Origin of the sequence: Lichenihabitans psoromatis (assembly GCF_004323635.1) — a bacterium.
Classification (GTDB): domain Bacteria; phylum Pseudomonadota; class Alphaproteobacteria; order Rhizobiales; family Beijerinckiaceae; genus Lichenihabitans; species Lichenihabitans psoromatis.
Map to the genome: position 1 here is coordinate 1468257 of NZ_CP036515.1, position 19610 is coordinate 1487866.

The following is a 19610-nucleotide window of genomic DNA, read 5'->3' on the forward strand; positions in this document are numbered from 1 at the left end:
CCCGGCGTTTCCCGATCAACAGGTATGGTGCGCTTTGTCCTCGATTCCCTCACGATCCGGTCCCGGCACGATCTCGACGTCGCTCGCAGCCATCGCGCCCGTCGTCACCGCATTTCTGCTCGGTAATCTCGCGACCTTCCCGAATTTGCCGTGGTACGAGACGCTGACCAAGCCCGCGTTCAACCCACCCAACTGGTTGTTCGGCCCGGCTTGGACGCTGCTCTACATTTTGATGGCGGTCGCGTTTTTCCGCATCCTGCGGTTGCCGCCCGCGACGCGGGGGCGCAGCGCGGCCGTGATCTCGTTCCTGGTTCAGATCACGCTCAACGCCGCCTGGTCCTGGGCTTTCTTCGCCGGCCACAACCCACGCGTCGGTCTGATCGTGGTGGTGGCCCTCGTGGTCGCGGTTGCGGTCACGATGGTGTTGTTCTTCAGGCTGGATCGGATCGCGGGGTTTTGCTTCGTGCCCTATCTCGCCTGGGTGTCGTTTGCGACGGCGCTGAACGGCGCGATCCTGACGCTGAACGGCTAATTGTCGACGACGCCGATGTAGGGAAGTTGCCGATATTGGTGCGCGACATCCATGCCGTAGCCGACCACGAAAATGTCGGGACATTGAAAGCCGACGAAATCGGCCTCGAACGGCACGGCGCGTTTGCCAGGTTTCTCCAGCATCACGCCGGTGAAGACGCGGGCGGCGCCGCGCTCGATCAGCAGGGCCTTGGCATGCGCCAACGTGCGGCCGGATTCGAGAATGTCGTCCACCAGCAGAATATCGCGACCGGACACAGGCGCATCGATGTCTTTCACCACTTTGACGAGGCCCGACGACACGGTCGCATCGGCGTAGCTCGACAGGTGGATGAACTCGACCTCCGGTGCCATCCCCTTGCGGTGCATGGCGCGGATCAGGTCGGCCGCGAACATGAACGAGCCCTTGAGCACGGCGATGACCAGGAGATCATGCACGCCAACGGCCGCGATCTCGTCCGCCATCGCCTCGGTGCGATTCGCGATGGCGGTCTCGTCATACAAGACCGTGATGGATCGTCGGTTCATGGCGTGCCCCCGTCAATCCACCCTTAGAAGCCAACCCATCCGGCCTGGCAAGCCAAGGGGGACGAGCCAAGGGCGGGTCTAAGCCAGGCGAGAGTCGCTCAGGGGACGAGGCCCTCGGCGAAGCTGACACGGAAACCCTTGTCGGCGCCAAGCCGGGGGATGAGCGTGTGTGGGGTCGGTGCGGCCGTGCCGAACGAGATCCGGATGGCACCTTTGTGGATCAGCGGCACACCGATGGCCGCCACCACAGAGCCGATGCCGAACAGGCCGATCGCGATGGCGCCCAACGTGGTCCGGACTGTGGCGCCCGTCGACATTTGGCCAGGCTGTGGCCGGAGCCGCGCCCGCGCCGCGTTGAAGTCGATCGGCCGATCAGCCCTTTCGTTGCCCTGTGTGGCCGGTTGCGGCGTCGCGGGAATCCAGCCGCATTGAACGAACGGATCGGAACTCGTCGGCTCACCGACGGCACTCTGCGGTTCCGGCCGCGCCGGCCGAGCGGGCTCGTCGCCAGGCCGCACCAGCCACACGTCACGGCAATCGCCGCACCGCACGAGTTGTCCCGCTGCCGTCATATTGTCTGCATCGATATCGTAATGGATGGCGCAGGTTGGGCAGATGATCCGCATGGGGCGTCCGAATGCTGAAAGTTGGCTGCGGCCTTGAAAAGAATCGATGCGCCGCGCGCCGATGTCGCCATTGAGGCCGCTTATGGTTAAGGCGGATTTAATCCGTGGCGGGCTAATGAGAGATGTCCGGGCCGAATGCGACGACGCCCGAGCGGTCGTCCAAAATTGGGATGCGGGCTAGGGTTCATGGGGCGACTGATCGTTTCCGGGTGTTCAAGGATCGAGCATGGTGCGTTTTGAAAATGTCGGTTTGCGGTACGGAATGGGCTCAGAGATCCTCAAAGATCTCACCTTTTCGATCGAGCCGCATTCCTTCCAATTTCTCACCGGCCCATCGGGAGCCGGCAAGACGACCCTGCTGCGCCTGATCCTGCTCTCGCTCAAACCGACGCGCGGCCTCATCACGGTCTTCGGGCGCGACGCCGCCTCGCTGGCCAAAGATGAAATCACCGGGTTGCGCCGCAAGATCGGTGTGGTGTTCCAGGACTTCAGGTTGCTGGAGCATCTCACGACCTACGAGAATGTCGCCTTGCCGCTTCGGGTCAAAGGACGCGAGGAAGCGACGTATCGGTCCGAAGTGGTCGAATTGCTGCGTTGGGTCGGTCTTGGCGAGCGCATGCACGTGCTGCCGCAGATCCTCTCGGGCGGCGAGAAGCAGCGTGCCGCCATCGCGCGCGCCCTCATCATGCGGCCGGAGCTGCTGCTTGCCGACGAACCGACCGGGAATGTGGATCCGTCTCTGGCGCGGCGGCTGCTGCGGCTGTTCATGGAGCTGCATAAGTCGGGCACTTCGGTTGTGATCGCGACGCATGATCTCGCCTTGATGGACCAGTTCGAGGCGGCGCGCCGACTGGTCCTCGGCGACCGTCGCCTGCATGTTTACGAATGAGGAAGCCAGCATGGCTTTGGTGAAACGACCCTCTCGCGACGATGCTCCGGGTGCCGCGCAAACACCGGGTCGCTCGACGCCGGGCGAACTCGCGCTTCGCAAGGACATGCCGCTGGTGCCGATCAGCTCGATCGCGGGTCGGGCGCTCGTCACCGTCATCGCCATCATGACATTCCTCGGTTCGCTGACGGCCGGCAGCGCCATTCTGATCGCCGGGGCGTCGCGGGACTGGAGCCAGTCGGTCTCGCGAGAGATGACGATCCAGGTCCGCCCGATGGCGGGGCATGACATCGATGCCGAAGTCGCCAAGGCGGCCGCGATCGCGCGTGCGACGCCGGGCGTCGCGGATGCGACCGTCTTCGACAAGACGGAAGCGGAGCGTCTGCTCGAACCCTGGCTCGGGCAAGGCCTCGACATGGCGGAGTTGCCGATTCCGCGCCTCATCGTCATCCGGTTGCGTGACGAGGGTGGCGCCGATCTCGCGGCCTTCCGCAAGGCCTTGACCGATGCCGTGTCGGGCGTGAGCCTCGACGATCATCACCTCTGGCTGGCGCGTCTCGCCACCATGGCCAACACGGTCGTGGTCGTGGCGGTCTTGATCTTTTTGTTGGTGCTGGCCGCCATGGGTCTGGCGGTCGCCTTCGCGACGCGCGGCGCCATGTCGGGCAATCAGGAGATTGTCGGCGTGCTGCATTTCGTCGGCGCCGAGGATCGCTTCATTGCGCGCGAGTTTCAGAAGCATTTTCTCCGGCTGGGCCTCAAGGGCGGCCTTATCGGTGGCGGCCTCGCCTGCCTGATGTTCGTGGCGGCGGGTCTCGTTCAGAGCTGGATGGTGGCGACGCCCGGCGGTGACCAGCTCGAAGCCCTGTTCGGCTCCTTCACGCTCGGGCTGAAGGGCTATCTCGCGATCCTGGCGATCGCGGTCGGCATTGCATTCGCGACCGGAATCACGTCCCGCACCATCGTGTTCCGCCACTTGCAGGCACTTGAGTGAACCCGGCATCCGACGTCACCATGTCGCCTCTTCGACGGAGCGCAACCCAGAGGACGATGCGACCGTGACGGCCGAACGCGACAGTCCCGCTCGCGTGAGCCGACGCCACTCGCGACCCTCGCTGCTGCGCATGCTGAGCCGGCTGATCCTGTTGCTTTGCCTTTGTGCGACAGGCGGTCTCGTAGCCGGCTTTTTCTTGTTCGTGCAGACGCTCGACCGCAGTGAGCCCGAGCCAATCCACCACGCCGAGGGCGTCGTGGCGCTGACGGGCGGGGCCGATCGTATCACCGAGGCACTGGAATTACTGGCGAACGGCAATGCCGATCGCCTCCTGATCAGCGGCGTCAACCCAAATACATCCGGCCCCGCCATCGCGCGGCTGGCCCCTGAAACGCGTCGGCTCTTCGATTGCTGCGTCGAACTCGGTTATGCGGCGGAGAACACGGTCGGCAATGCGCTCGAGACCCGGCGCTGGGTGCGAACCCACAACATTCGATCCTTGATCGTTGTGACGTCCAACTATCACATGCCGCGTGCCCTAGCCGAAATCGGTCATGTCGTGCCGGGCGTCGAGCTTCTTGCCTTTCCGGTCGTGACCGAACGCGCCAAGGCCGGGGATTGGTGGGTGAACGGCCAACGGTTCAGGCTCGTTCTGGCCGAATACCTCAAATATGTCTTGGCTCTAGCGAGGCTCCATTTTGCTGATGCAGGGGAGGCCGGCCCTCGCGCGACCTCGCCGTCCCGGACGCTGGTCGGCGCGGAAACCAGAAAGGCGAACGCGCTCTAGCCTTTTGGCCGTCGATTTGGGACAAGCCATCATGCTGATCCTGCGCTCTCTCGTCTTCAACGTCGCGTTTTACATCGCGCTCGTGCTCATCATGCTGGTGCTGCTCCCCACCATCCTGTTCGGTCCGGATAAAGTGAAGGCGGCGGCCCGCATCTGGGGTCATGCCTCCTTGTGGCTGCTGCGCGTCATCTGCGGCACTAAGGTCGAATTCCGGGGACTGGAGCATATCCCGGAAGGGGGGTGCATCATCGCCCCGAAACATCAGTCTGTCTGGGAGGTCTTCGCGCTCATCACGGTGTTCAAGGACTTCACCTATGTGTTGAAGCGCGAACTCACGTGGTTGCCGCTGTTCGGCTGGTACATCGCCTGCGGGCGCCAGATCGCCATCGATCGATCGAAGGGGAGGGCCGCACTGTCCCAGGTGGCCCGCAAAGCGCGTGACATCATCGGCGAAAATCGGCAGTTGTTCATCTTTCCGGAGGGAACGCGGAAAGCGCCCGGTGCGCCGCCGGACTATAAATTCGGTGCCGCTTACGTCTACAACGACCTCAAAGTGCCATGTCTCCCGGTGGCACTCGACTCCGGCTTGTTCTGGCCGCGTCGCAGCTTCTTGCGACGACCCGGCACGATCGTGGTGGAGATTCTGCCGGTCATCGAGCCGGGTCTATCCGTCTCGGCTTTTCTTCGCACGCTGGAGGATCGCATCGAGACCGCGACCAACCGTCTGATGGCTGAGGCAATCGAGAAGGATCCAGGCTTAGCCGAGGGGCTCTATCGTGCGCCGGTCCGGGCTGTCGATCCGGCTTGAGGCGAGAGGCGGCGGGTCTGAAACCCTTTGGCCGGCACGGCCATCCTTGGACGGCCGTGCCTATTATCCGTGTCGCTTACCAGCGATGCCAGCGCCGATGCCAGCCATAGTGATGGTAGCCGCCATAACCCCAGGGCCGATGCCATCCATAAGGATGGCCGTAAAACGGGCGCGGACCATAAACCGGGCGCGGGCCATAATAGCCGTAGTTGGGCCGCCAGAAGCAGCGGTAGGGTCCGCACACCCAACGGGTCTCCTGCACGCCGGACACCTCGCCGGAATGCGCGACCGCGGCAGGATTGAGATCCACCATCGGCATCGCAGATGCGCCGATGGTCTGGGCCGCCAGACCGCCAAGCGCAAGCGTCGCTAAAACAGCACCTTTCGATAATTTGAACATCATCGTCTCCTCGAAGCGCCCCATAATCGCAGGCTACGGGACGCGCCATGAATTGCGGCTGAACGCCTTCAAATGAGGCCTTTCGCACGGCCCATGAATAACGCTTTGGGGCGCGATTGGTTGTCGTCGCGCGGGATTGCGGCCCGGCCCATCCGGCCCGATAGTGGCGTCAACACGACAAAGTAACGAGGGAGTAGGTCGATCACCCAGGACGCGGCGTCCGCCTTTTCGGACCGGTTGGGCCACGAGACGCCCCAGACGTCGTCGCCATATCGTTTCAGCCTGATGCCGACGCCCTGGCGGCGGAAGCGCCATGGGACACCCCTCGACGGAAAACCGTTGCCCAAGGCGCTGTTCGGCCTCGCCTGGCGATTGAGCGCCGGCGATCAGGTTTGGCTCTGCCTGCTGTCGATCAGCGTGGCGCTTCTCGACACCGCACCGATCGAGGTGCAGCGCCGAATGATCAACCACGCCATCAAAGAGAGCGGCATGCGCTCGATCATCATGCTGGCTCTGACCTATGCGGGACTTGTCCTGGCCCAGGGTCTGACCAAGCTGCTGTCGAACATCTACCGCAGCTGGGTGTCCGAACATGGCGTGCGGGTGCTGCGCTCCTACATCAACGATGGCGTCGACCCCGCTGCAGGCAACGAGACCGATGCGTCGACCCGAGAGGGAACGCAGATCTCGATGATCGTGGCCGAGAGCGAGCCGATCGGCGCCTTCGTCGGCGAGAGCCTGTCGGAGCCTTTGCTGCAGGCCGGCATCATGGTCAGCGTCGTCAGTTACCTCGTCTACCTGCAACCCGTGATCGCCCTGGTGCTTTTGGGCGTCTACGGTCCGCAGGTGGTGTTCGTTCCGCTCATTCAGCGTGCCATCAACCGGCGGGCACAAGCCCGAATCGCGACCTTGCGTGAGGCCAGTGCGGGCGTGCTCAGCGAGAACGGGACGGCAGGAAGCACCGACAAGCAGGAGGGCCGGTTCGAGCGCGTTTTCGAGCTCAACATGGGTGTTTATAAGCTGAAGTATTCGATGAATTTCCTCATGAATCTATGCCATCAGCTCGGCATAGCCGTGATACTCGGTGTTGGCGGTTGGTTCGTCGTGATCGGCAAGACTGAGGTTGGGACCGTGGTGGCGTTCATCTCCGGGCTCCATACCGTCAAGGATCCTTGGGACGATCTGGCGACCTGGTTCCAGACCATGATGGTGACGCGTGCGCGGTATGACCTGATGGTCAAAACCGTCGAGGGTCGCGTCAGCGGATCGGGCGCCGTCGCGGCTGAGGATTGAGCTCGAAAAGGGTCGCCGGGCGGGTGAGTCGCGACGGTTCCGTCGCAAGGTGAACACGTCGTGGAGGATCGCGGGAAGAGGGCTGTTTCATGAATATCGTCGGAACATGTCCATGAGTCCCTTTGATCTGCCCGCCTGGATCGCTGATCCGGTCATCAACACGATCGAGCCGTCTTTGCAGCGGCGTGAAATTTGCATATTTCTAATCACCTCGCGCGGATGCGGCACGGCGCAGGCCGGGGTGGAGACACGCCGATGATCGACGCGTGGGGGGGCGCCAACCGCGACAAATCCGTCGTGATGGGGATCGTCAACGTGACGCCGGATAGTTTTTCCGACGGCGGTCGCTTCGTGCCGGTCGAGGACGCCGTCGAGCATGCTCAAAAGCTTGTGGCCGATGGCGCCGGGATCATCGATATCGGTGGCGAATCCACCCGTCCGGGGTTCATTCCGGTGTCGTCCGAGGAGGAAACGTCGCGGGTTGTGCCGGTTCTCGACGCCTTGGCCGGGTTGATCGACATCCCGATCTCGATCGACACCAGCAAGGCGGTTGTGGCCCGTCAAGCTCTGGTGCGCGGCGCAAGCATCGTCAACGATATTTGGGGGTTGCAGGGCGACCCGGCGATGGCCGGCACGGTCGCGGAATTTGGCGCAACCGTCGTGATCATGCACAATCGTGCCAGCAAGGATGGCGCGATTGACATCGTCGATGACATGCGCCGCTTCTTTGAGACCTCGCTCGCGGTTGCTGCCTGGGCCGGAATCTCGCCCGCCAAGACGATCCTCGATCCCGGCATCGGTTTCGGCAAGACGCCTGCCCAGCAACTGCAAGCGCTCGCCGCTATCCCGCAATTGCGAGCCCTCGGCTATCCGATCCTGGTTGGCTTGTCGCGCAAGAGCTTTCTCGGGCGCCTGACCAAGGCCCCGGTCGCTGGGCGGCTCACCGAGACGATTGCGGCCAATTTGGCGGCCTGCAGCCTTGGCGCCTCCATCTTTCGGGTCCATGACGTTGCCGAACATGTGGCCGCGCTCGCGGTCTTCGCCGCTATCTGTCCGCCAAGCGAGGCCGCCGCTTGGCCGCCCGCTCGATCGGACCCGTCATGATCGACACCGCAGTCGAGGTCGCCTTGGGATTTGGCAGCAACGTCGGCGACAAGGCTGGCTTCATCGCCGAGGCTGCGGCCCGCCTGATGTCAAGCGGCTTGATTCACGATCTCGAGCTGTCGCCGCTCTATCGGACGGCACCCTGGGGCTATGTCGATCAAGACTGGTTCGTGAATGCCTGTGCGGTTGGCACGACGACCCTTACGCCGGCAAAGCTGCTCCAGCGCGTCAAGGCTCTCGAAGTTGACATCGGCCGCACCTCGACCCTGCGGTGGGGACCGCGTGTCATCGATATCGATATCCTCTATTATGGAGAGGTCGAGATCGCGACACCCGAGCTGATTGTCCCGCATCGGGAGCTTCTCAATCGCGCATTCGTCCTCGTGCCGCTGGCCGCGATCCGCCCCGACAGACGGATCGGCGGCGTCGCGCTGGTTGATGCCATTGCGCGTTTGGGGGACCAGGGGGTCGTTACGCTCGCGCCGGACGGACCATATCGCGATCCGGCTTGACGACACATTGCCTCATTCCTACCTCAAACTCACGCGGCCGGCAGTTCCGGTCCACCTGAAAGGTTTATTATGGCCGACTCCGTCACCACCAAAACCACCGATGCAAGCTTCGAACATGATGTGCTGCAATCCTCCGAGCCGGTCGTTGTCGATTTCTGGGCGGAATGGTGCGGTCCGTGCCGGATGATCGGTCCCTCGCTCGAGGAGATCGCCAAGGAGATGCAGGGCAAGGTCAAGGTCGTCAAGTTCAACATCGACGAGAACCCTGACGTGACCGTGCAGCTCGGCGTCCAGTCGATTCCGACCCTGATGTTGTTCAAGGACGGAAAGCTGGCGTCGAAGAAGATCGGCGCAGCGCCGAAGGGCGAACTCGTCCGCTGGATCAATTCGGCAATCTAACGCCGAACCACCCGGTTCCGACCTGAAGATCGACCAGAAGCCCGGCGACCACGCCGGGCTTTGATCTTATGGACCGTTGTCGGTGGAGGTCTTTGAATTTCGAAGCCGATCCACCCTGGCTGGTTTGGCAACATGAACCGGCGTGCTACCATAGCCATATGAGAGATGCCGGCATCATGGACGGGGTGAAGCTTGCTTGCGAGCCGCTGACACGCGGGCGTCGTGAGGCCGCCATCGTCGATGCCCTTGGCTCGAAATCGATCGTCCTGGTCGGCATGATGGGCGCGGGCAAGACTGTGGTGGGCCGCCGTCTCGCCGCTCGGCTTGGCCTCGACTTCGTCGATTCTGATCACGAGATCGAAGCTGCCGCCCGGATGAACATTCCTGAAATCTTCGAGCGTCACGGCGAGCCGTATTTTCGTGACCGGGAATGCAAAATCGTCGGGCGATTGGTGTCGGAGGGGCAGCGCGTCGTCGCGACCGGCGGCGGGGCATTTATCCATCCGCCGACCCGATCGGCGCTGATGAGCGGCACCGTATCGATCTGGTTGAAGGCCGAGTTTGATATTTTGATGCGGCGGGTTCGGAAGCGGCAAAATCGGCCCCTCCTGCAGACGGCCGATCCCGAAGGGACGATGCGCCGCCTGATCGACGAGCGCTACCCCATCTATGCCCAAGCCGATATGACCGTCATTTCCCGGGATGGGCCACACGATGCCGTCGTCGAAGACATCTTCGCGGCCATCGAGCGGCGCTCGTCCGCCCTCTGAAAGCGACCCTCGCGTCACACAATGCCTTTTGCATCATCATCGACGTCAAACGACCCAACCTCTCCCACCTCGGAGGGGTTGGGCGTCACGATCCGGGTCGACCTCGGACCCCGCTCCTACGATATCGTCATCGGGCCCGGCCTGATTGCGCAGGCGGGTGCTCACATCCGCCGCCTCGATCCCAAGTCCGCATGCGCGATCGTGACCGACACGAATGTGGCACGGCACCATCTTGGCCCACTGACCGCAAGCCTTGATGCCGCCCGCATCCGACATGCTTCGATCATGATCGAACCGGGCGAGAGCTCGAAATCCTACGCAGGCTTTGCCACCGTCTGTGACGCAATCCTCTCAGGTCGCTTTGAACGTGGCGACTTCGTCGTGGCGCTGGGCGGCGGGGTCGTCGGCGATCTCGCAGGCTTTGCGGCCGCGAGCCTGAAGCGCGGGATGCGGGTCGTGCAGATCCCGACCAGCTTGCTGGCGCAGGTGGATTCATCCGTTGGTGGCAAGACCGCCATCAACTCTCCGGTCGGCAAGAATCTCGTCGGTGCCTTCCATCAGCCAACTCTCGTTTTGGCCGATGTTGGGGCGCTCGACACGCTGCCGCGCCGCGAGTTGACGGCCGGCTATGCCGAACTTGCCAAATATGGCCTGATCGACGACGCGGCTTTCTTCGAATGGCTGGAGCGCAACCGAGCTGCGATCGTGGCCGGCGGCCCCGAGCGGATCGAGGCGATCGCACAAGCCTGCCGGTCGAAGGCCGCCATCGTGGCGCGCGACGAAACCGAGCAGGGCGATCGGGCTCTCCTCAATCTCGGCCACACATTCGGCCATGCGTTTGAGCGACTGACAGGGTATGACGGCGCGCGGCTGGTGCATGGCGAAGGCGTGGCTCTCGGCATTTGCCTCGCATTCCGCTTCTCGACCCGGCTCGGCGTCGGGACGGGCCAGGATGCCGACCGCGTGGCGCGGCACTTCCAAGCCGCCGGCCTGCCGACTGAAATCAGGGACGTGCCCGGTTTCAACGCATCGCCGGATGCGATGCTGGATGCGATCGGGCAGGACAAGAAAGTCCAACGGGGCAGCCTGACGTTTATTCTCGCCCATGGGATCGGGCGCAGCTACATCGCCAAAGGGGTCGATGCCGCCGATGTGCGATCCTTCTTGACCGATGAAATGGGGAGAAACTGACCGTGGATCCGTTGCCAGCCGTCGGCGTCAGCGATTTTTGGCTCGACATCGGTATCGTGGTCATCTGCATCGTGCTGTCGGCTTGCTTTTCGAGCGCCGAGACAGCCCTGACCGCGACATCCCGCGCCCGGATCCATGCCATGGAAAAGGTGATGGGTGCGAAACGCGTCGCCACGGTGACGCGCCTCTTGGAAAGCCGCGCCCGTCTGATCGGCGCCATGCTGCTGGGCAACAATATCGCCAACATCGGCTCATCCGCGCTGATGACCAGTGTTCTGGTGGGCGTGTTCGGCGATCGGGGCGTGCTCTACGCGACCGGCATCATGACGTTCCTGCTGTTGGTCTTCGCCGAAGTCATGCCGAAGACGATCGCGATCAATCATCCCGAGCGCGTCTCCTTTTTCTTCGGGCCGGCCGCATCGGTGATCGTGGCGGTCTTCGGGCCGTTGCTGAAGGGCGTCGAGGTAATCGTCCAAGGCATCCTCATGGTATTCGGCGTCTCGCTTAGCGAGGGGCGCTCTATTCTGTCGGGCCATGACGAATTGAAGAGCACCGTCGATCTCCTGCACCGGGAGGGCGGTGTCGAGCGCGGCGACCGCGACATGTTCGGCGGTTTGCTCGATCTCGGCAATCTGACGGTCGAAGACGTGATGATCCACCGGACCAAGATGCGGACCATCAACGCGGATCTGCCGCCGCAGGAGATCGTGCGTGAGGCGCTGGCGTCTCCCCATACGCGCCTGCCGCTGTGGCGCGGCCAACCCGACGATATCGTTGGGGTGTTGCACGCCAAGGAGTTGTTGCGGGCCCTGAACGAGGCGCATGGCGATGCCGCCAGCTTGACCATCGAGGACCTCGCTTTCGAGACTTGGTTCGTGCCGGCGACGACAACCTTGCGCGACCAATTGCAGGCGTTCCTGAAGCGCAAGCTGCATTTTGCGCTGGTGGTCGACGAATACGGAGAAGTCATGGGTCTCGTGACGCTCGAAGATATTCTCGAGGAGATTGTCGGCGATATCATCGACGAGCACGACGTTGCGGCCCAGGGCGTGCGTCTGCAGCCTGACGGCGGCGTGATCGTGGAAGGGTCCGTGCCAATCCGCGACCTGAACCGCGTCATGAATTGGAGCCTGCCCGACGACGAGGCCACCACCATCGCGGGCCTTGTGATCCACGAGGCTCAAGCCATTCCCGAAACCGGGCAGATCTTTAAATTCCACGGTTTTCGGTTTGAAGTGCTGCGGAAGACCCGCAATCTTCTCGCGCAGTTGCGCGTTTCGCCCATGATTCCCGAGGACGATGCCGGCTGAACGGCACGTCTCGCCATAGACGCCACTCTTGAGGCCGCCCATGACCGCTCATTTTGTCCAATTCCCCTGCCTCGTCGACAATTATGGGGTGCTGGTTCATGACTCCGCGACCGGCGCGACGGCGAGTATCGATGCCCCCGACGCCGAGGCGGTCCTTGCGGCCCTCGATGCCCAGGGCTGGACCCTCACCGATATCTTGGTGACCCATCACCACGCCGACCACGTGCAAGGCATTCGGGGCCTTAAGGCACGGTTTCCCGACGTCCGCGTCGTCGCGCCCGCCAAGGAAGCAGCCAAGATCGGCGGCGTCGACCTGACCGTGAACGAACTCGATACCGTCAGAGTCGGCGAACTAGCCGCGAAGGTGATCGAAACGCCCGGCCACACGGCGGGCCACATCGTTTATTGGTTCGAGGCGCAGGACACATTATTTGCCGGCGACACACTGTTCGCGCTCGGTTGCGGCCGGGTGCTCGAGACCCCGCTCGACACGATGTATGATTCGCTGATGAAGCTGACGCATCTGCCGCTCGAAACCAACATTTATGCCGGCCACGAATATACGGTCTCGAATGCGCGGTTCGCTCTCACGGTCGATCCGACCAACGTCGTTCTGAAAGAGCGTGCCGCCCAAGTCGAGGCTCTTCGGGCGGAGGGCAAGCCGACGTTGCCGACCACCCTCGCGATCGAACTCGCCACCAACCCGTTCCTGCGCGCCGACAATCCCGACGTGCAGACAGCGGTTGGCATGGCCGGTGCCGACCCGGCCGCCGTCTTCGCGGACTTGCGGGAACGCAAGAACAAGGCCTGATCGCGATGAGCGCCTTCTCGTCCGGCGGCGGCCCAACCGGGGCCATGAAGGCCCGCGAGGTCATCCGTCTGCTCGGCTTGCTGCCCCATCCCGAAGGTGGCCATTATCGCGAGACCTTTCGCGATCCGCGTGTCGATCAGAACAGGCGGTCGATCTCGACCGCTATTCTGTTTCTCCTCGACATTGGGGAGGTTTCGGCCTGGCACCGCATCGACTCCACTGAAATCTGGCATTATCACGCCGGAGCACCGCTGGTTCTGACCCTGTCGCACAATGGTCACGACGCGGCGGCCCAGCATCTTGGCCCCGCTCTCGATCTCGGGCACACGCCCCAGATCGTGGTGCCAGCCGGAACCTGGCAGACCGCCGTCAGCCTCGGATCGTGGACGCTGGTCGGCTGCACGGTCGCGCCCGGCTTTCGCTTCGAGGCCTTCGAACTCGCCCCCGACGATTGGCGCCCGACACCGCGCCCCTACTCCCGGCCCTAGTCTGTCTGACGGCGCAAGACGCGCGTTAACCAAGACTTTCAATCTTAACGTTTTATTTACCTTAACGCTCGTCTCTCGAGCGCCTTCGTGTTTGGATGCTTCGTCTACCAAGCGTTCTTCTGCACTTACGTTCGAGATAATTAACGGGCGCAGTGCTGTCGAGATGGAGTTAATCCGTGCGTATCACTGTACAACTACTTGATCGTCGATGCCTCTTTCCCGTTTTGGCTGCCGTTTCGCTCGCCATCATGCCCAGCCTCGCATGGGCCGAGGTGGCCGGCACACCTGCGGCGACACCGCCAGCGTCGGTCGCGACCCCCGCGCCTGCCTCGCCTGCCCTTGCCTCGCCTGCCCCTGCCGCAACCGCAAATGCGTTCGATCAAGCACGCATCATCGTGGTGGAATGGAAAATCAAGAAAGGCCACGAGCAGGAGTTTCTAGACTATTGGGCGAAAAAATCCGTCGTGTCCGATCGGACGGGCCTCGTCGCCGAATTCATGACCACGCCTGAAAGCAAAGACAAATATCCGTGGATCAGCTGGGCCTCGATCGACGCTAACTCGCCCGATTACTCGGCGTTTTACAATATCGGCATTTGGAAGCAGGCCGGAGATTACGTGGGGCAGATCGGAAAATATATCGATCTCAACCGTCCCTCTTTGCCGTTCGAGGCCGACAAGCGCCATCGCGTGCTTTTGGCGCCGGCGGAATGGCGGATCGGCATGAGCAGCCTGCCGACGAAGGATGCCGAAGGCGTCAAATAGGACGATTCTTCCGAACACGCATGGGACGGTTAATATCTTATTGATTAATTCTCGCTAACGTGTCCGATGGTGCTCAGCGCCTTTGGAGACTTGGCCCCCATGCAGTTCATTCCGGTTTTCGCCGCATCGCTCATCCTGTCTGGGTGGAGCGGAGCCTCCTCCGTCGTGCCGGTCGCAGAACCGTCGGATGGAACCGAGGTCTATGTCGCCCAGATGGATCAAGACTGGAATGTGACGCGCGAGACGCGCGTCCCTTGCCCGATCGATAGCGGATGCGTCGTCACGTTCGGGCTCAGCCGACCGGATGGCGCTCGGGTCAAGCTGCTCCTCACCGGCATCGCGTCGGGACGGATTGCCGTCAAAACCCTCGTCGAGGATCGTGACGGCCGTTCCGTGCCGCAGGCCGATCGCTCGATCACGCTCGATCGTACGGGGTTCGGAGCCGACCATTTCCAGCCTGGCTTGACCGGATTGGCCGACGCACCCGCCGCACCCGCCGCAGTCGCACCCGTCGCGGACCAGCCGTTGATCCTCCTAGCCGTGAAGGTTCCGGGCTGGACCGCACCTCTCACCGCAGCCATGTCTGGCCTCGGCGATCGGACCTGAACCGCGCGTCAAGCCGAGTTGCACAAACCGCCTGATCGTTCGGAATCAAACATTTCGCATGGGGTCGTTGCCGTCATTGTCGCCCAACTGTCATATCTCCGTCGTAAACCCATCTCAGAGACCGACTAGAAGCCGTCGTGACCGCGTGTCCGGCGTGTGTGCCTGCCTTTTGGCATCGCCGTGGCGCTTAGCGGTCTGACGACATGAGAGGCGACGAATGAAACTCGATAAATTGCTCTGTGCGGCCGTGATTACCGCAGCAGTCTCGATGGGCAGCGCGAACGCGGCCAGCATCACGGGCGCGGGCTCCACGTTCGCTTACCCGATCCTTGCCAAGTGGGCCGACGCCTACCGCAAGGAAACCGGCAACAGCCTGAACTATCAGTCGATCGGTTCCGGCGGCGGCATCAAGCAGATCGAGGCCAACACGGTCACGTTCGGCGCCACCGACGCTCCGCTGACCGTCAAGGATCTCGATGCTAACGGTCTGGCTCAGTGGCCGCAGATCATGGGCGGCATCGTTCCCGTCGTGAATCTCGACGGCGTCAAGCCGGGCGAACTGGTTCTCGATGGCCCGGTGCTCGCACAGATCTACCTCGGCAAAATCACCAAGTGGGACGATGCCGCCATCGTCAAGCTGAACCCCAAGGTCAAGCTGCCCAGCCAAGCGATCGCCGTCGTGCATCGTTCGGACGGGTCGGGCACGACCTTCAACTACACCAACTATCTTTCCAAGGTTTCGCCTGACTGGAAGTCGACCGTCGGCGAGAACGCTTCGGTTCAGTGGCCGGTCGGTCTCGGTTCGAAGGGTAACGAGGGCGTCGCAGCTGGCGTCGGCCAGACCAAGGGCGCAATCGGCTACGTCGAATACGCCTATTCCAAGCAGAACAAGATGACCTACGCGAACATGATCAATGCCGATGGCAAGACCGTGTCGCCGACCTCGGAAAGCTTCCAGGCCGCTGCTGCCAATGCCGACTGGGCTCATGCTCCCGGTTTCTACCAGATCCTGACGAACGAGCCCGGCGCGACGTCTTGGCCGATCACGGCGTCGACCTTCATGCTGATCCACAAGAAGCCCTCCGACACGGCTGCTGTCGGCGAAGCTCTGAAGTTCTTCGATTGGTCCTTCGAGAAGGGCACCAAGATGGCCGAAGAGCTGGACTACATCCCGATGCCGGCTTCGGTCGTCACGCTCATCAAGAAGACCTGGACTGCCGACATCGTCGACGCTCAAGGCAAGCCGATCTACGCCGCCAAGTAAGGCGCCGTTCGGACGGAGGGAGGCTGAACGCCTCCCTCTTTTTTAAGACGTGGCATCGACGCCGGGCCAAAGAGCCGTGTGCTCGGGCCGAGGCTGTCGCGGAGAAGATCAGTGGCCGATGTGACAATGGATCGGGCAAGTCCCGCTCAATCGAGCGTAGGACGACGGGCCCAGGCTCTGGCCTCGCTCAAGACCGGCGACGTCGTTTTCAAATATATGACTCAAATCGCCGCGATCGCGGTGCTGATCATCCTCGGTGGCGTCATCGCCTCGCTGGTCAGCGGCTCGATCCCCGCCTTCAAGGCGTTCGGCTTCGACTTCATCACGACCGAGACCTGGAACCCGGTCACTGACAAATTCGGCGCCCTCGCCTCGATCTCCGGCACCATCACGACCTCGATCATCGCCATGGTGATCGCCGTGCCGATCGGCATCGGCGTCGCGATCTTCCTGACTGAGCTTTGCCCGCCCGTGCTGCGTCGCCCTCTCGGCATCGCGATCGAGCTTCTGGCCGGCATTCCGTCGATCATCTACGGCATCTGGGGCCTGTTTGTTCTGGCGCCCTTCCTGCAGCAATATATCGAGCCGGCTTTGATCGGCACCTTTGCAAATATCCCGGGCCTGTCATCGGTCTTCGCCGGCCCGCCCTACGGCATCGGCACGTTTACGGCCGGCTTCGTGCTCGCCATCATGGTGCTGCCCTTCATCACCTCGATCTCGCGCGACGTGTTCGAAACCGTTCCGCCCGTCTTGAAAGAGGCGGCCTACGGCGTCGGCAGTACGACCTGGGAGGTCGTCTGGAACGTTGTGATCCCCTATACACGGGTCGGCGTCATCGGCGGCGTTATGCTGGGGCTCGGCCGCGCCTTGGGCGAAACCATGGCGGTCACCTTCGTGATCGGCAACGCGCACCGCATCTCCGCATCGATCCTGGCGCCCGGCACCACCATCTCGGCCACGATCGCCAATGAATTCACGGAAGCGGTCGGCGACCTCTACACCTCGTCGCTCATCGCCCTCGGTCTCATCCTGTTCGTCATCACCTTCGTGGTGCTCGCCTTCGCGCGCCTGATGCTGATGCGGATCGAAAGCAAGAAGGGGGTCTGACCATGAGCCTTTACGCAGGACGTCGTCGCTCCAACTCCATCGCTATGACGCTGTGTTTCGCGGCCGCGATCTTCGGTCTGGGCTTCCTGGCCCTGATCCTCGGCACGCTCGTTTGGCGCGGTGTCGCAGGCCTCAACCTGGCGGTCTTCACCGAAATGACGCCGCCGCCCGGCAACGAGGGTGGCTTGCTCAACGCCATCGCAGGTTCGCTGGTCATGACCATCATCGGCGTCGCCATCGGAACACCGCTCGGCATGCTGGCCGGCACCTATATGGCCGAATATGGCCGCTTCTCGAAGCTCGCCATGGTGATCCGCTTCATCAACGACATCCTGCTGAGCGCGCCCTCGATCGTCATCGGCCTGTTCATCTACGAATTGTTGGTCGTCCGCATGGGACATTTCTCGGCCATCGCCGGCATCGTGGCGCTCGCCGTCATCGTGGTGCCGGTCGTGGTCCGCACCACCGAGGACATGCTGAATCTGGTGCCGACGCCGCTGCGGGAGGCGGCCTCCGCGCTCGGCATGCCGCGCTCGCACGTCATTCGGCGGGTGTGCTACAAAGCCGCTCGCGCCGGCTTGATCACCGGCGTGCTGCTCGCCATCGCCCGCGTCAGCGGCGAAACGGCCCCGCTGCTGTTCACCTCGCTCAACAATCAGTTCTGGAGCAGCGACCTCAACGCCCCGATGGCCAGCCTTCCGGTCGTCATCTTCCAGTTCGCGCTCAGCCCCTATCAGGATTGGCAGCAACTGGCCTGGACCGGCGCTTTGCTGATCACCTTTGCGGTGCTGACCCTGTCGATCGGCGCGCGCTGGCTGGCCGGCAAGACCGTCCGATAAGCATTATCCCGCCTCTATCCCGCGTCAGGCCCGATGTCCCACACGGACGTCCGGCATGGCGCGGTTTTGCGTTTTGGGCGCGCCTCGCGCCCGTCGGCCGAGGCCGTGGCAGCCTCATTTCCTTGACCCCGCCGCTTTTCTCCAACAAGACATGGGTCAAAGTCTAGGACATGGGTCAACGTTGAAACCGGAGCAGGCAAAGCCATGATCGACGCAGGCGTAATCGCCGACGATAGGGTGGGGCCCTTGGCCCGCAAGCAAACCGTTGCGGTGCGGGTCGGCAATGTGACGGTCGGCGGCGGTGCGCCTGTCGTGGTCCAATCGATGACCAATACGGATACGGCCGACATCGAGGGCACGGTGCGGCAGGTCGCGGCACTGGCGCGCGCCGGGTCGGAACTCGTTCGCATCACGGTCGATCGGGACGAGGCCGCCGCCGCTGTGCCGCATATCCGCGACAAGCTCGCGGCCATGAATGTCAGCGTCCCGCTGGTGGGGGACTTCCACTATATCGGCCATAAGCTGCTGGCCGATCATCCGGCCTGCGCCGAGGCGCTCGACAAATATCGCATCAATCCGGGCAATGTCGGCTTCAAGGACAAGAAGGACCGGCAGTTCTCGGCCATTGTCGAAATGGCGATCAAATACGGCAAGGCGGTCCGCATCGGCGCCAACTGGGGTTCGCTCGATCAGGATCTGCTGACCACGCTGATGGACGAGAATGCCCGCTCGTCGGCGCCCGTCGATGCCCGCGCGGTCACGCGTGAGGCGCTGGTCCGCTCGGCCCTCTATTCGGCCGAACGCGCCGAGGAGATCGGCCTCCCGCGCGACAAGATCATCCTGTCGGCCAAAGTGTCGGCCGTGCAGGATCTCATCGCGGTCTATCGCACCCTGGCGTCGCGCTGCAACTACGCCATCCATCTCGGCCTGACCGAGGCCGGCATGGGCTCGAAAGGCATCGTCTGCTCCTCGGCCGCCCTCGGCGTGCTGCTGCAGGACGGCATCGGCGACACCATCCGCGTGTCGCTGACGCCGGAGCCGAACGGCGACCGCACCATCGAGGTCAAGGTCGCGCAGGAAATCCTGCAGACCATGGGGTTCCGCACCTTCGTGCCGCTCGTCGCCGCTTGCCCCGGCTGCGGCCGCACCACCTCCACGGTGTTCCAGGAGCTGGCGCGCGACATCCAGAATTACATCCATACCGAGATGCCGAACTGGAAAACCAAGTTCCCCGGCGTCGAAACCCTCAACGTCGCGGTCATGGGCTGCATCGTCAACGGACCCGGCGAGTCGAAACATGCCGATATCGGCATTTCGCTCCCCGGCACCGGCGAAACCCCGACCGCGCCTGTCTTCATCGACGGCCAAAAGGCCATGACGTTGCGCGGCCCGAATATCGCGGGCGAGTTCAAGCAGCTCGTCGACGACTATATCGTGCGCCGCTTCGGCGTGCAGACGCAGAACGCCGCCGAATAAGGCCCTGCCGCGCCGGGACGACGCCGGGAACGTCTTCGCGCCCCAGTGATTTGCGTCTAGGGTAGCGGCGTGAGGTCCGTCGGCCGCGCGTTGCCGCGCGCCTGCGGGCTCTC

23 protein-coding genes are annotated in these 19610 nt (G+C 63.0%); 20 read left to right on the forward strand and 3 right to left on the reverse strand.

Translation table 11 applies throughout. The features are described 5' to 3' along the window. Positions 1-34 precede the first annotated feature (34 nt). The gene (locus tag EY713_RS06820; RefSeq protein WP_131114150.1) at positions 35-532 is read left to right on the forward strand and encodes a TspO/MBR family protein; all 498 of its coding nucleotides are present in this window, start codon (positions 35-37) and stop codon (positions 530-532) included. Here the strand turns inward: EY713_RS06820 and hpt are convergent. Both hpt and EY713_RS06830 read right to left on the reverse strand, forming a co-directional pair. Next, positions 529-1059, reverse strand: a complete 531-nt coding sequence (hpt, locus tag EY713_RS06825; RefSeq protein ID WP_131114151.1) for a hypoxanthine phosphoribosyltransferase — start codon at positions 1057-1059, stop codon at positions 529-531. The genes EY713_RS06820 and hpt overlap by 4 nt on opposite strands. Before the next feature lie 98 nt (positions 1060-1157). Further along, positions 1158-1685, reverse strand: coding sequence for a zinc-ribbon domain-containing protein (locus EY713_RS06830; protein WP_131114152.1), 528 nt, complete (start codon positions 1683-1685; stop codon positions 1158-1160). 226 nt (positions 1686-1911) lie between these two features. Between EY713_RS06830 and ftsE the strand changes: the two genes are divergently transcribed. The 4 genes from ftsE (at position 1912) to EY713_RS06850 (ending at position 5163) form a co-directional block, all read left to right on the forward strand. After that, positions 1912-2574, forward strand: coding sequence for a cell division ATP-binding protein FtsE (gene ftsE / locus EY713_RS06835; protein WP_131114153.1), 663 nt, complete (start codon positions 1912-1914; stop codon positions 2572-2574). Between the two features lie 10 nt (positions 2575-2584). Next, positions 2585-3568, forward strand: a complete 984-nt coding sequence (locus EY713_RS06840; RefSeq protein ID WP_245504322.1) for a cell division protein FtsX — start codon at positions 2585-2587, stop codon at positions 3566-3568. 64 nt (positions 3569-3632) lie between these two features. Further along, a complete protein-coding gene (locus EY713_RS06845; RefSeq protein WP_131114154.1) occupies positions 3633-4355 on the forward strand; it encodes a YdcF family protein in 723 nt (240 codons plus the stop codon). A gap of 31 nt (positions 4356-4386) precedes the next feature. Beyond that, the gene (locus EY713_RS06850; RefSeq protein WP_131114155.1) at positions 4387-5163 is read left to right on the forward strand and encodes a lysophospholipid acyltransferase family protein; all 777 of its coding nucleotides are present in this window, start codon (positions 4387-4389) and stop codon (positions 5161-5163) included. A 76-nt stretch (positions 5164-5239) separates the two neighbouring features. Here the strand turns inward: EY713_RS06850 and EY713_RS06855 are convergent, their stop codons facing one another. Continuing rightward, entirely contained in the window at positions 5240-5566 is a 327-nt protein-coding gene (locus EY713_RS06855) for a hypothetical protein (RefSeq protein ID WP_131114156.1), read from the reverse strand. A gap of 282 nt (positions 5567-5848) precedes the next feature. On the opposite strand from EY713_RS06855, the gene EY713_RS06860 reads away from it, so the two are divergent. The 15 genes from EY713_RS06860 to ispG all read left to right on the forward strand — a co-directional run bounded on the left by EY713_RS06860 (position 5849) and on the right by ispG (position 19497). Further along, the gene (locus EY713_RS06860; RefSeq protein ID WP_131114157.1) at positions 5849-6856 is read left to right on the forward strand and encodes an ABC transporter transmembrane domain-containing protein; all 1008 of its coding nucleotides are present in this window, start codon (positions 5849-5851) and stop codon (positions 6854-6856) included. 255 nt (positions 6857-7111) lie between these two features. Beyond that, positions 7112-7960: a dihydropteroate synthase gene (gene folP, locus EY713_RS06865; protein WP_210215316.1), complete on the forward strand. Its 849-nt coding sequence runs from the start codon at positions 7112-7114 to the stop codon at positions 7958-7960. After that, complete coding sequence (folK, locus tag EY713_RS06870; RefSeq protein WP_131114158.1) at positions 7957-8472, forward strand: 2-amino-4-hydroxy-6-hydroxymethyldihydropteridine diphosphokinase; 516 nt, start codon at positions 7957-7959, stop codon at positions 8470-8472. The genes folP and folK overlap by 4 nt, the downstream gene beginning before the upstream one ends. Before the next feature lie 69 nt (positions 8473-8541). Next, a complete protein-coding gene (trxA, locus tag EY713_RS06875) occupies positions 8542-8871 on the forward strand; it encodes a thioredoxin (RefSeq protein ID WP_131114159.1) in 330 nt (109 codons plus the stop codon). A gap of 176 nt (positions 8872-9047) precedes the next feature. Next, positions 9048-9641 (forward strand): shikimate kinase, encoded by a 594-nt coding sequence (locus EY713_RS06880; RefSeq protein ID WP_131114160.1) that lies wholly within the window; start codon positions 9048-9050, stop codon positions 9639-9641. 78 nt (positions 9642-9719) lie between these two features. Beyond that, positions 9720-10832 carry a 3-dehydroquinate synthase gene (gene aroB, locus EY713_RS06885; protein ID WP_245572919.1) on the forward strand — a complete coding sequence of 371 codons (1113 nt, stop codon included), beginning with the start codon at positions 9720-9722 and terminating at the stop codon, positions 10830-10832. A 2-nt stretch (positions 10833-10834) separates the two neighbouring features. Then, entirely contained in the window at positions 10835-12142 is a 1308-nt protein-coding gene (locus EY713_RS06890; RefSeq protein WP_131114162.1) for an HlyC/CorC family transporter, read from the forward strand. A 40-nt stretch (positions 12143-12182) separates the two neighbouring features. Further along, positions 12183-12953 carry a hydroxyacylglutathione hydrolase gene (gene gloB / locus EY713_RS06895; protein ID WP_131114163.1) on the forward strand — a complete coding sequence of 257 codons (771 nt, stop codon included), beginning with the start codon at positions 12183-12185 and terminating at the stop codon, positions 12951-12953. A 44-nt stretch (positions 12954-12997) separates the two neighbouring features. After that, positions 12998-13441: a cupin domain-containing protein gene (locus EY713_RS06900; protein ID WP_131119378.1), complete on the forward strand. Its 444-nt coding sequence runs from the start codon at positions 12998-13000 to the stop codon at positions 13439-13441. Positions 13442-13617: 176 nt separating this feature from the next. Next, positions 13618-14205 (forward strand): hypothetical protein, encoded by a 588-nt coding sequence (locus EY713_RS06905; protein WP_131114164.1) that lies wholly within the window; start codon positions 13618-13620, stop codon positions 14203-14205. 99 nt (positions 14206-14304) lie between these two features. Continuing rightward, the gene (locus EY713_RS06910) at positions 14305-14811 is read left to right on the forward strand and encodes a hypothetical protein (protein WP_131114165.1); all 507 of its coding nucleotides are present in this window, start codon (positions 14305-14307) and stop codon (positions 14809-14811) included. A gap of 217 nt (positions 14812-15028) precedes the next feature. Continuing rightward, positions 15029-16075, forward strand: a complete 1047-nt coding sequence (pstS, locus tag EY713_RS06915; RefSeq protein WP_131114166.1) for a phosphate ABC transporter substrate-binding protein PstS — start codon at positions 15029-15031, stop codon at positions 16073-16075. 216 nt (positions 16076-16291) lie between these two features. After that, a complete protein-coding gene (pstC, locus tag EY713_RS06920) occupies positions 16292-17182 on the forward strand; it encodes a phosphate ABC transporter permease subunit PstC (RefSeq protein WP_245572982.1) in 891 nt (296 codons plus the stop codon). A gap of 2 nt (positions 17183-17184) precedes the next feature. After that, the gene (gene pstA / locus EY713_RS06925) at positions 17185-18021 is read left to right on the forward strand and encodes a phosphate ABC transporter permease PstA (RefSeq protein ID WP_131114167.1); all 837 of its coding nucleotides are present in this window, start codon (positions 17185-17187) and stop codon (positions 18019-18021) included. A gap of 204 nt (positions 18022-18225) precedes the next feature. Continuing rightward, positions 18226-19497, forward strand: a complete 1272-nt coding sequence (gene ispG, locus EY713_RS06930) for a flavodoxin-dependent (E)-4-hydroxy-3-methylbut-2-enyl-diphosphate synthase (protein ID WP_131114168.1) — start codon at positions 18226-18228, stop codon at positions 19495-19497. The last annotated feature ends 113 nt before the right edge of the window (positions 19498-19610 follow it).

Coding starts and splice junctions, on each gene's coding strand:
- trxA (WP_131114159.1), top strand. CDS start 8,542: ATGGCCGACTCCGTCACCACCAAAACCACCGATGCAAGCTTCGAACAT.
- EY713_RS06855 (WP_131114156.1), bottom strand. CDS start 5,566: ATGATGTTCAAATTATCGAAAGGTGCTGTTTTAGCGACGCTTGCGCTT.
- hpt (WP_131114151.1), bottom strand. CDS start 1,059: ATGAACCGACGATCCATCACGGTCTTGTATGACGAGACCGCCATCGCG.
- EY713_RS06840 (WP_245504322.1), top strand. CDS start 2,585: ATGGCTTTGGTGAAACGACCCTCTCGCGACGATGCTCCGGGTGCCGCG.
- EY713_RS06860 (WP_131114157.1), top strand. CDS start 5,849: ATGCCGACGCCCTGGCGGCGGAAGCGCCATGGGACACCCCTCGACGGA.
- folK (WP_131114158.1), top strand. CDS start 7,957: ATGATCGACACCGCAGTCGAGGTCGCCTTGGGATTTGGCAGCAACGTC.
- EY713_RS06900 (WP_131119378.1), top strand. CDS start 12,998: ATGAAGGCCCGCGAGGTCATCCGTCTGCTCGGCTTGCTGCCCCATCCC.
- gloB (WP_131114163.1), top strand. CDS start 12,183: ATGACCGCTCATTTTGTCCAATTCCCCTGCCTCGTCGACAATTATGGG.
- EY713_RS06850 (WP_131114155.1), top strand. CDS start 4,387: ATGCTGATCCTGCGCTCTCTCGTCTTCAACGTCGCGTTTTACATCGCG.
- pstC (WP_245572982.1), top strand. CDS start 16,292: ATGACTCAAATCGCCGCGATCGCGGTGCTGATCATCCTCGGTGGCGTC.
- pstS (WP_131114166.1), top strand. CDS start 15,029: ATGAAACTCGATAAATTGCTCTGTGCGGCCGTGATTACCGCAGCAGTC.
- ispG (WP_131114168.1), top strand. CDS start 18,226: ATGATCGACGCAGGCGTAATCGCCGACGATAGGGTGGGGCCCTTGGCC.
- EY713_RS06910 (WP_131114165.1), top strand. CDS start 14,305: ATGCAGTTCATTCCGGTTTTCGCCGCATCGCTCATCCTGTCTGGGTGG.
- EY713_RS06830 (WP_131114152.1), bottom strand. CDS start 1,685: ATGCGGATCATCTGCCCAACCTGCGCCATCCATTACGATATCGATGCA.
- folP (WP_210215316.1), top strand. CDS start 7,112: ATGATCGACGCGTGGGGGGGCGCCAACCGCGACAAATCCGTCGTGATG.
- EY713_RS06880 (WP_131114160.1), top strand. CDS start 9,048: ATGGACGGGGTGAAGCTTGCTTGCGAGCCGCTGACACGCGGGCGTCGT.
- pstA (WP_131114167.1), top strand. CDS start 17,185: ATGAGCCTTTACGCAGGACGTCGTCGCTCCAACTCCATCGCTATGACG.
- ftsE (WP_131114153.1), top strand. CDS start 1,912: ATGGTGCGTTTTGAAAATGTCGGTTTGCGGTACGGAATGGGCTCAGAG.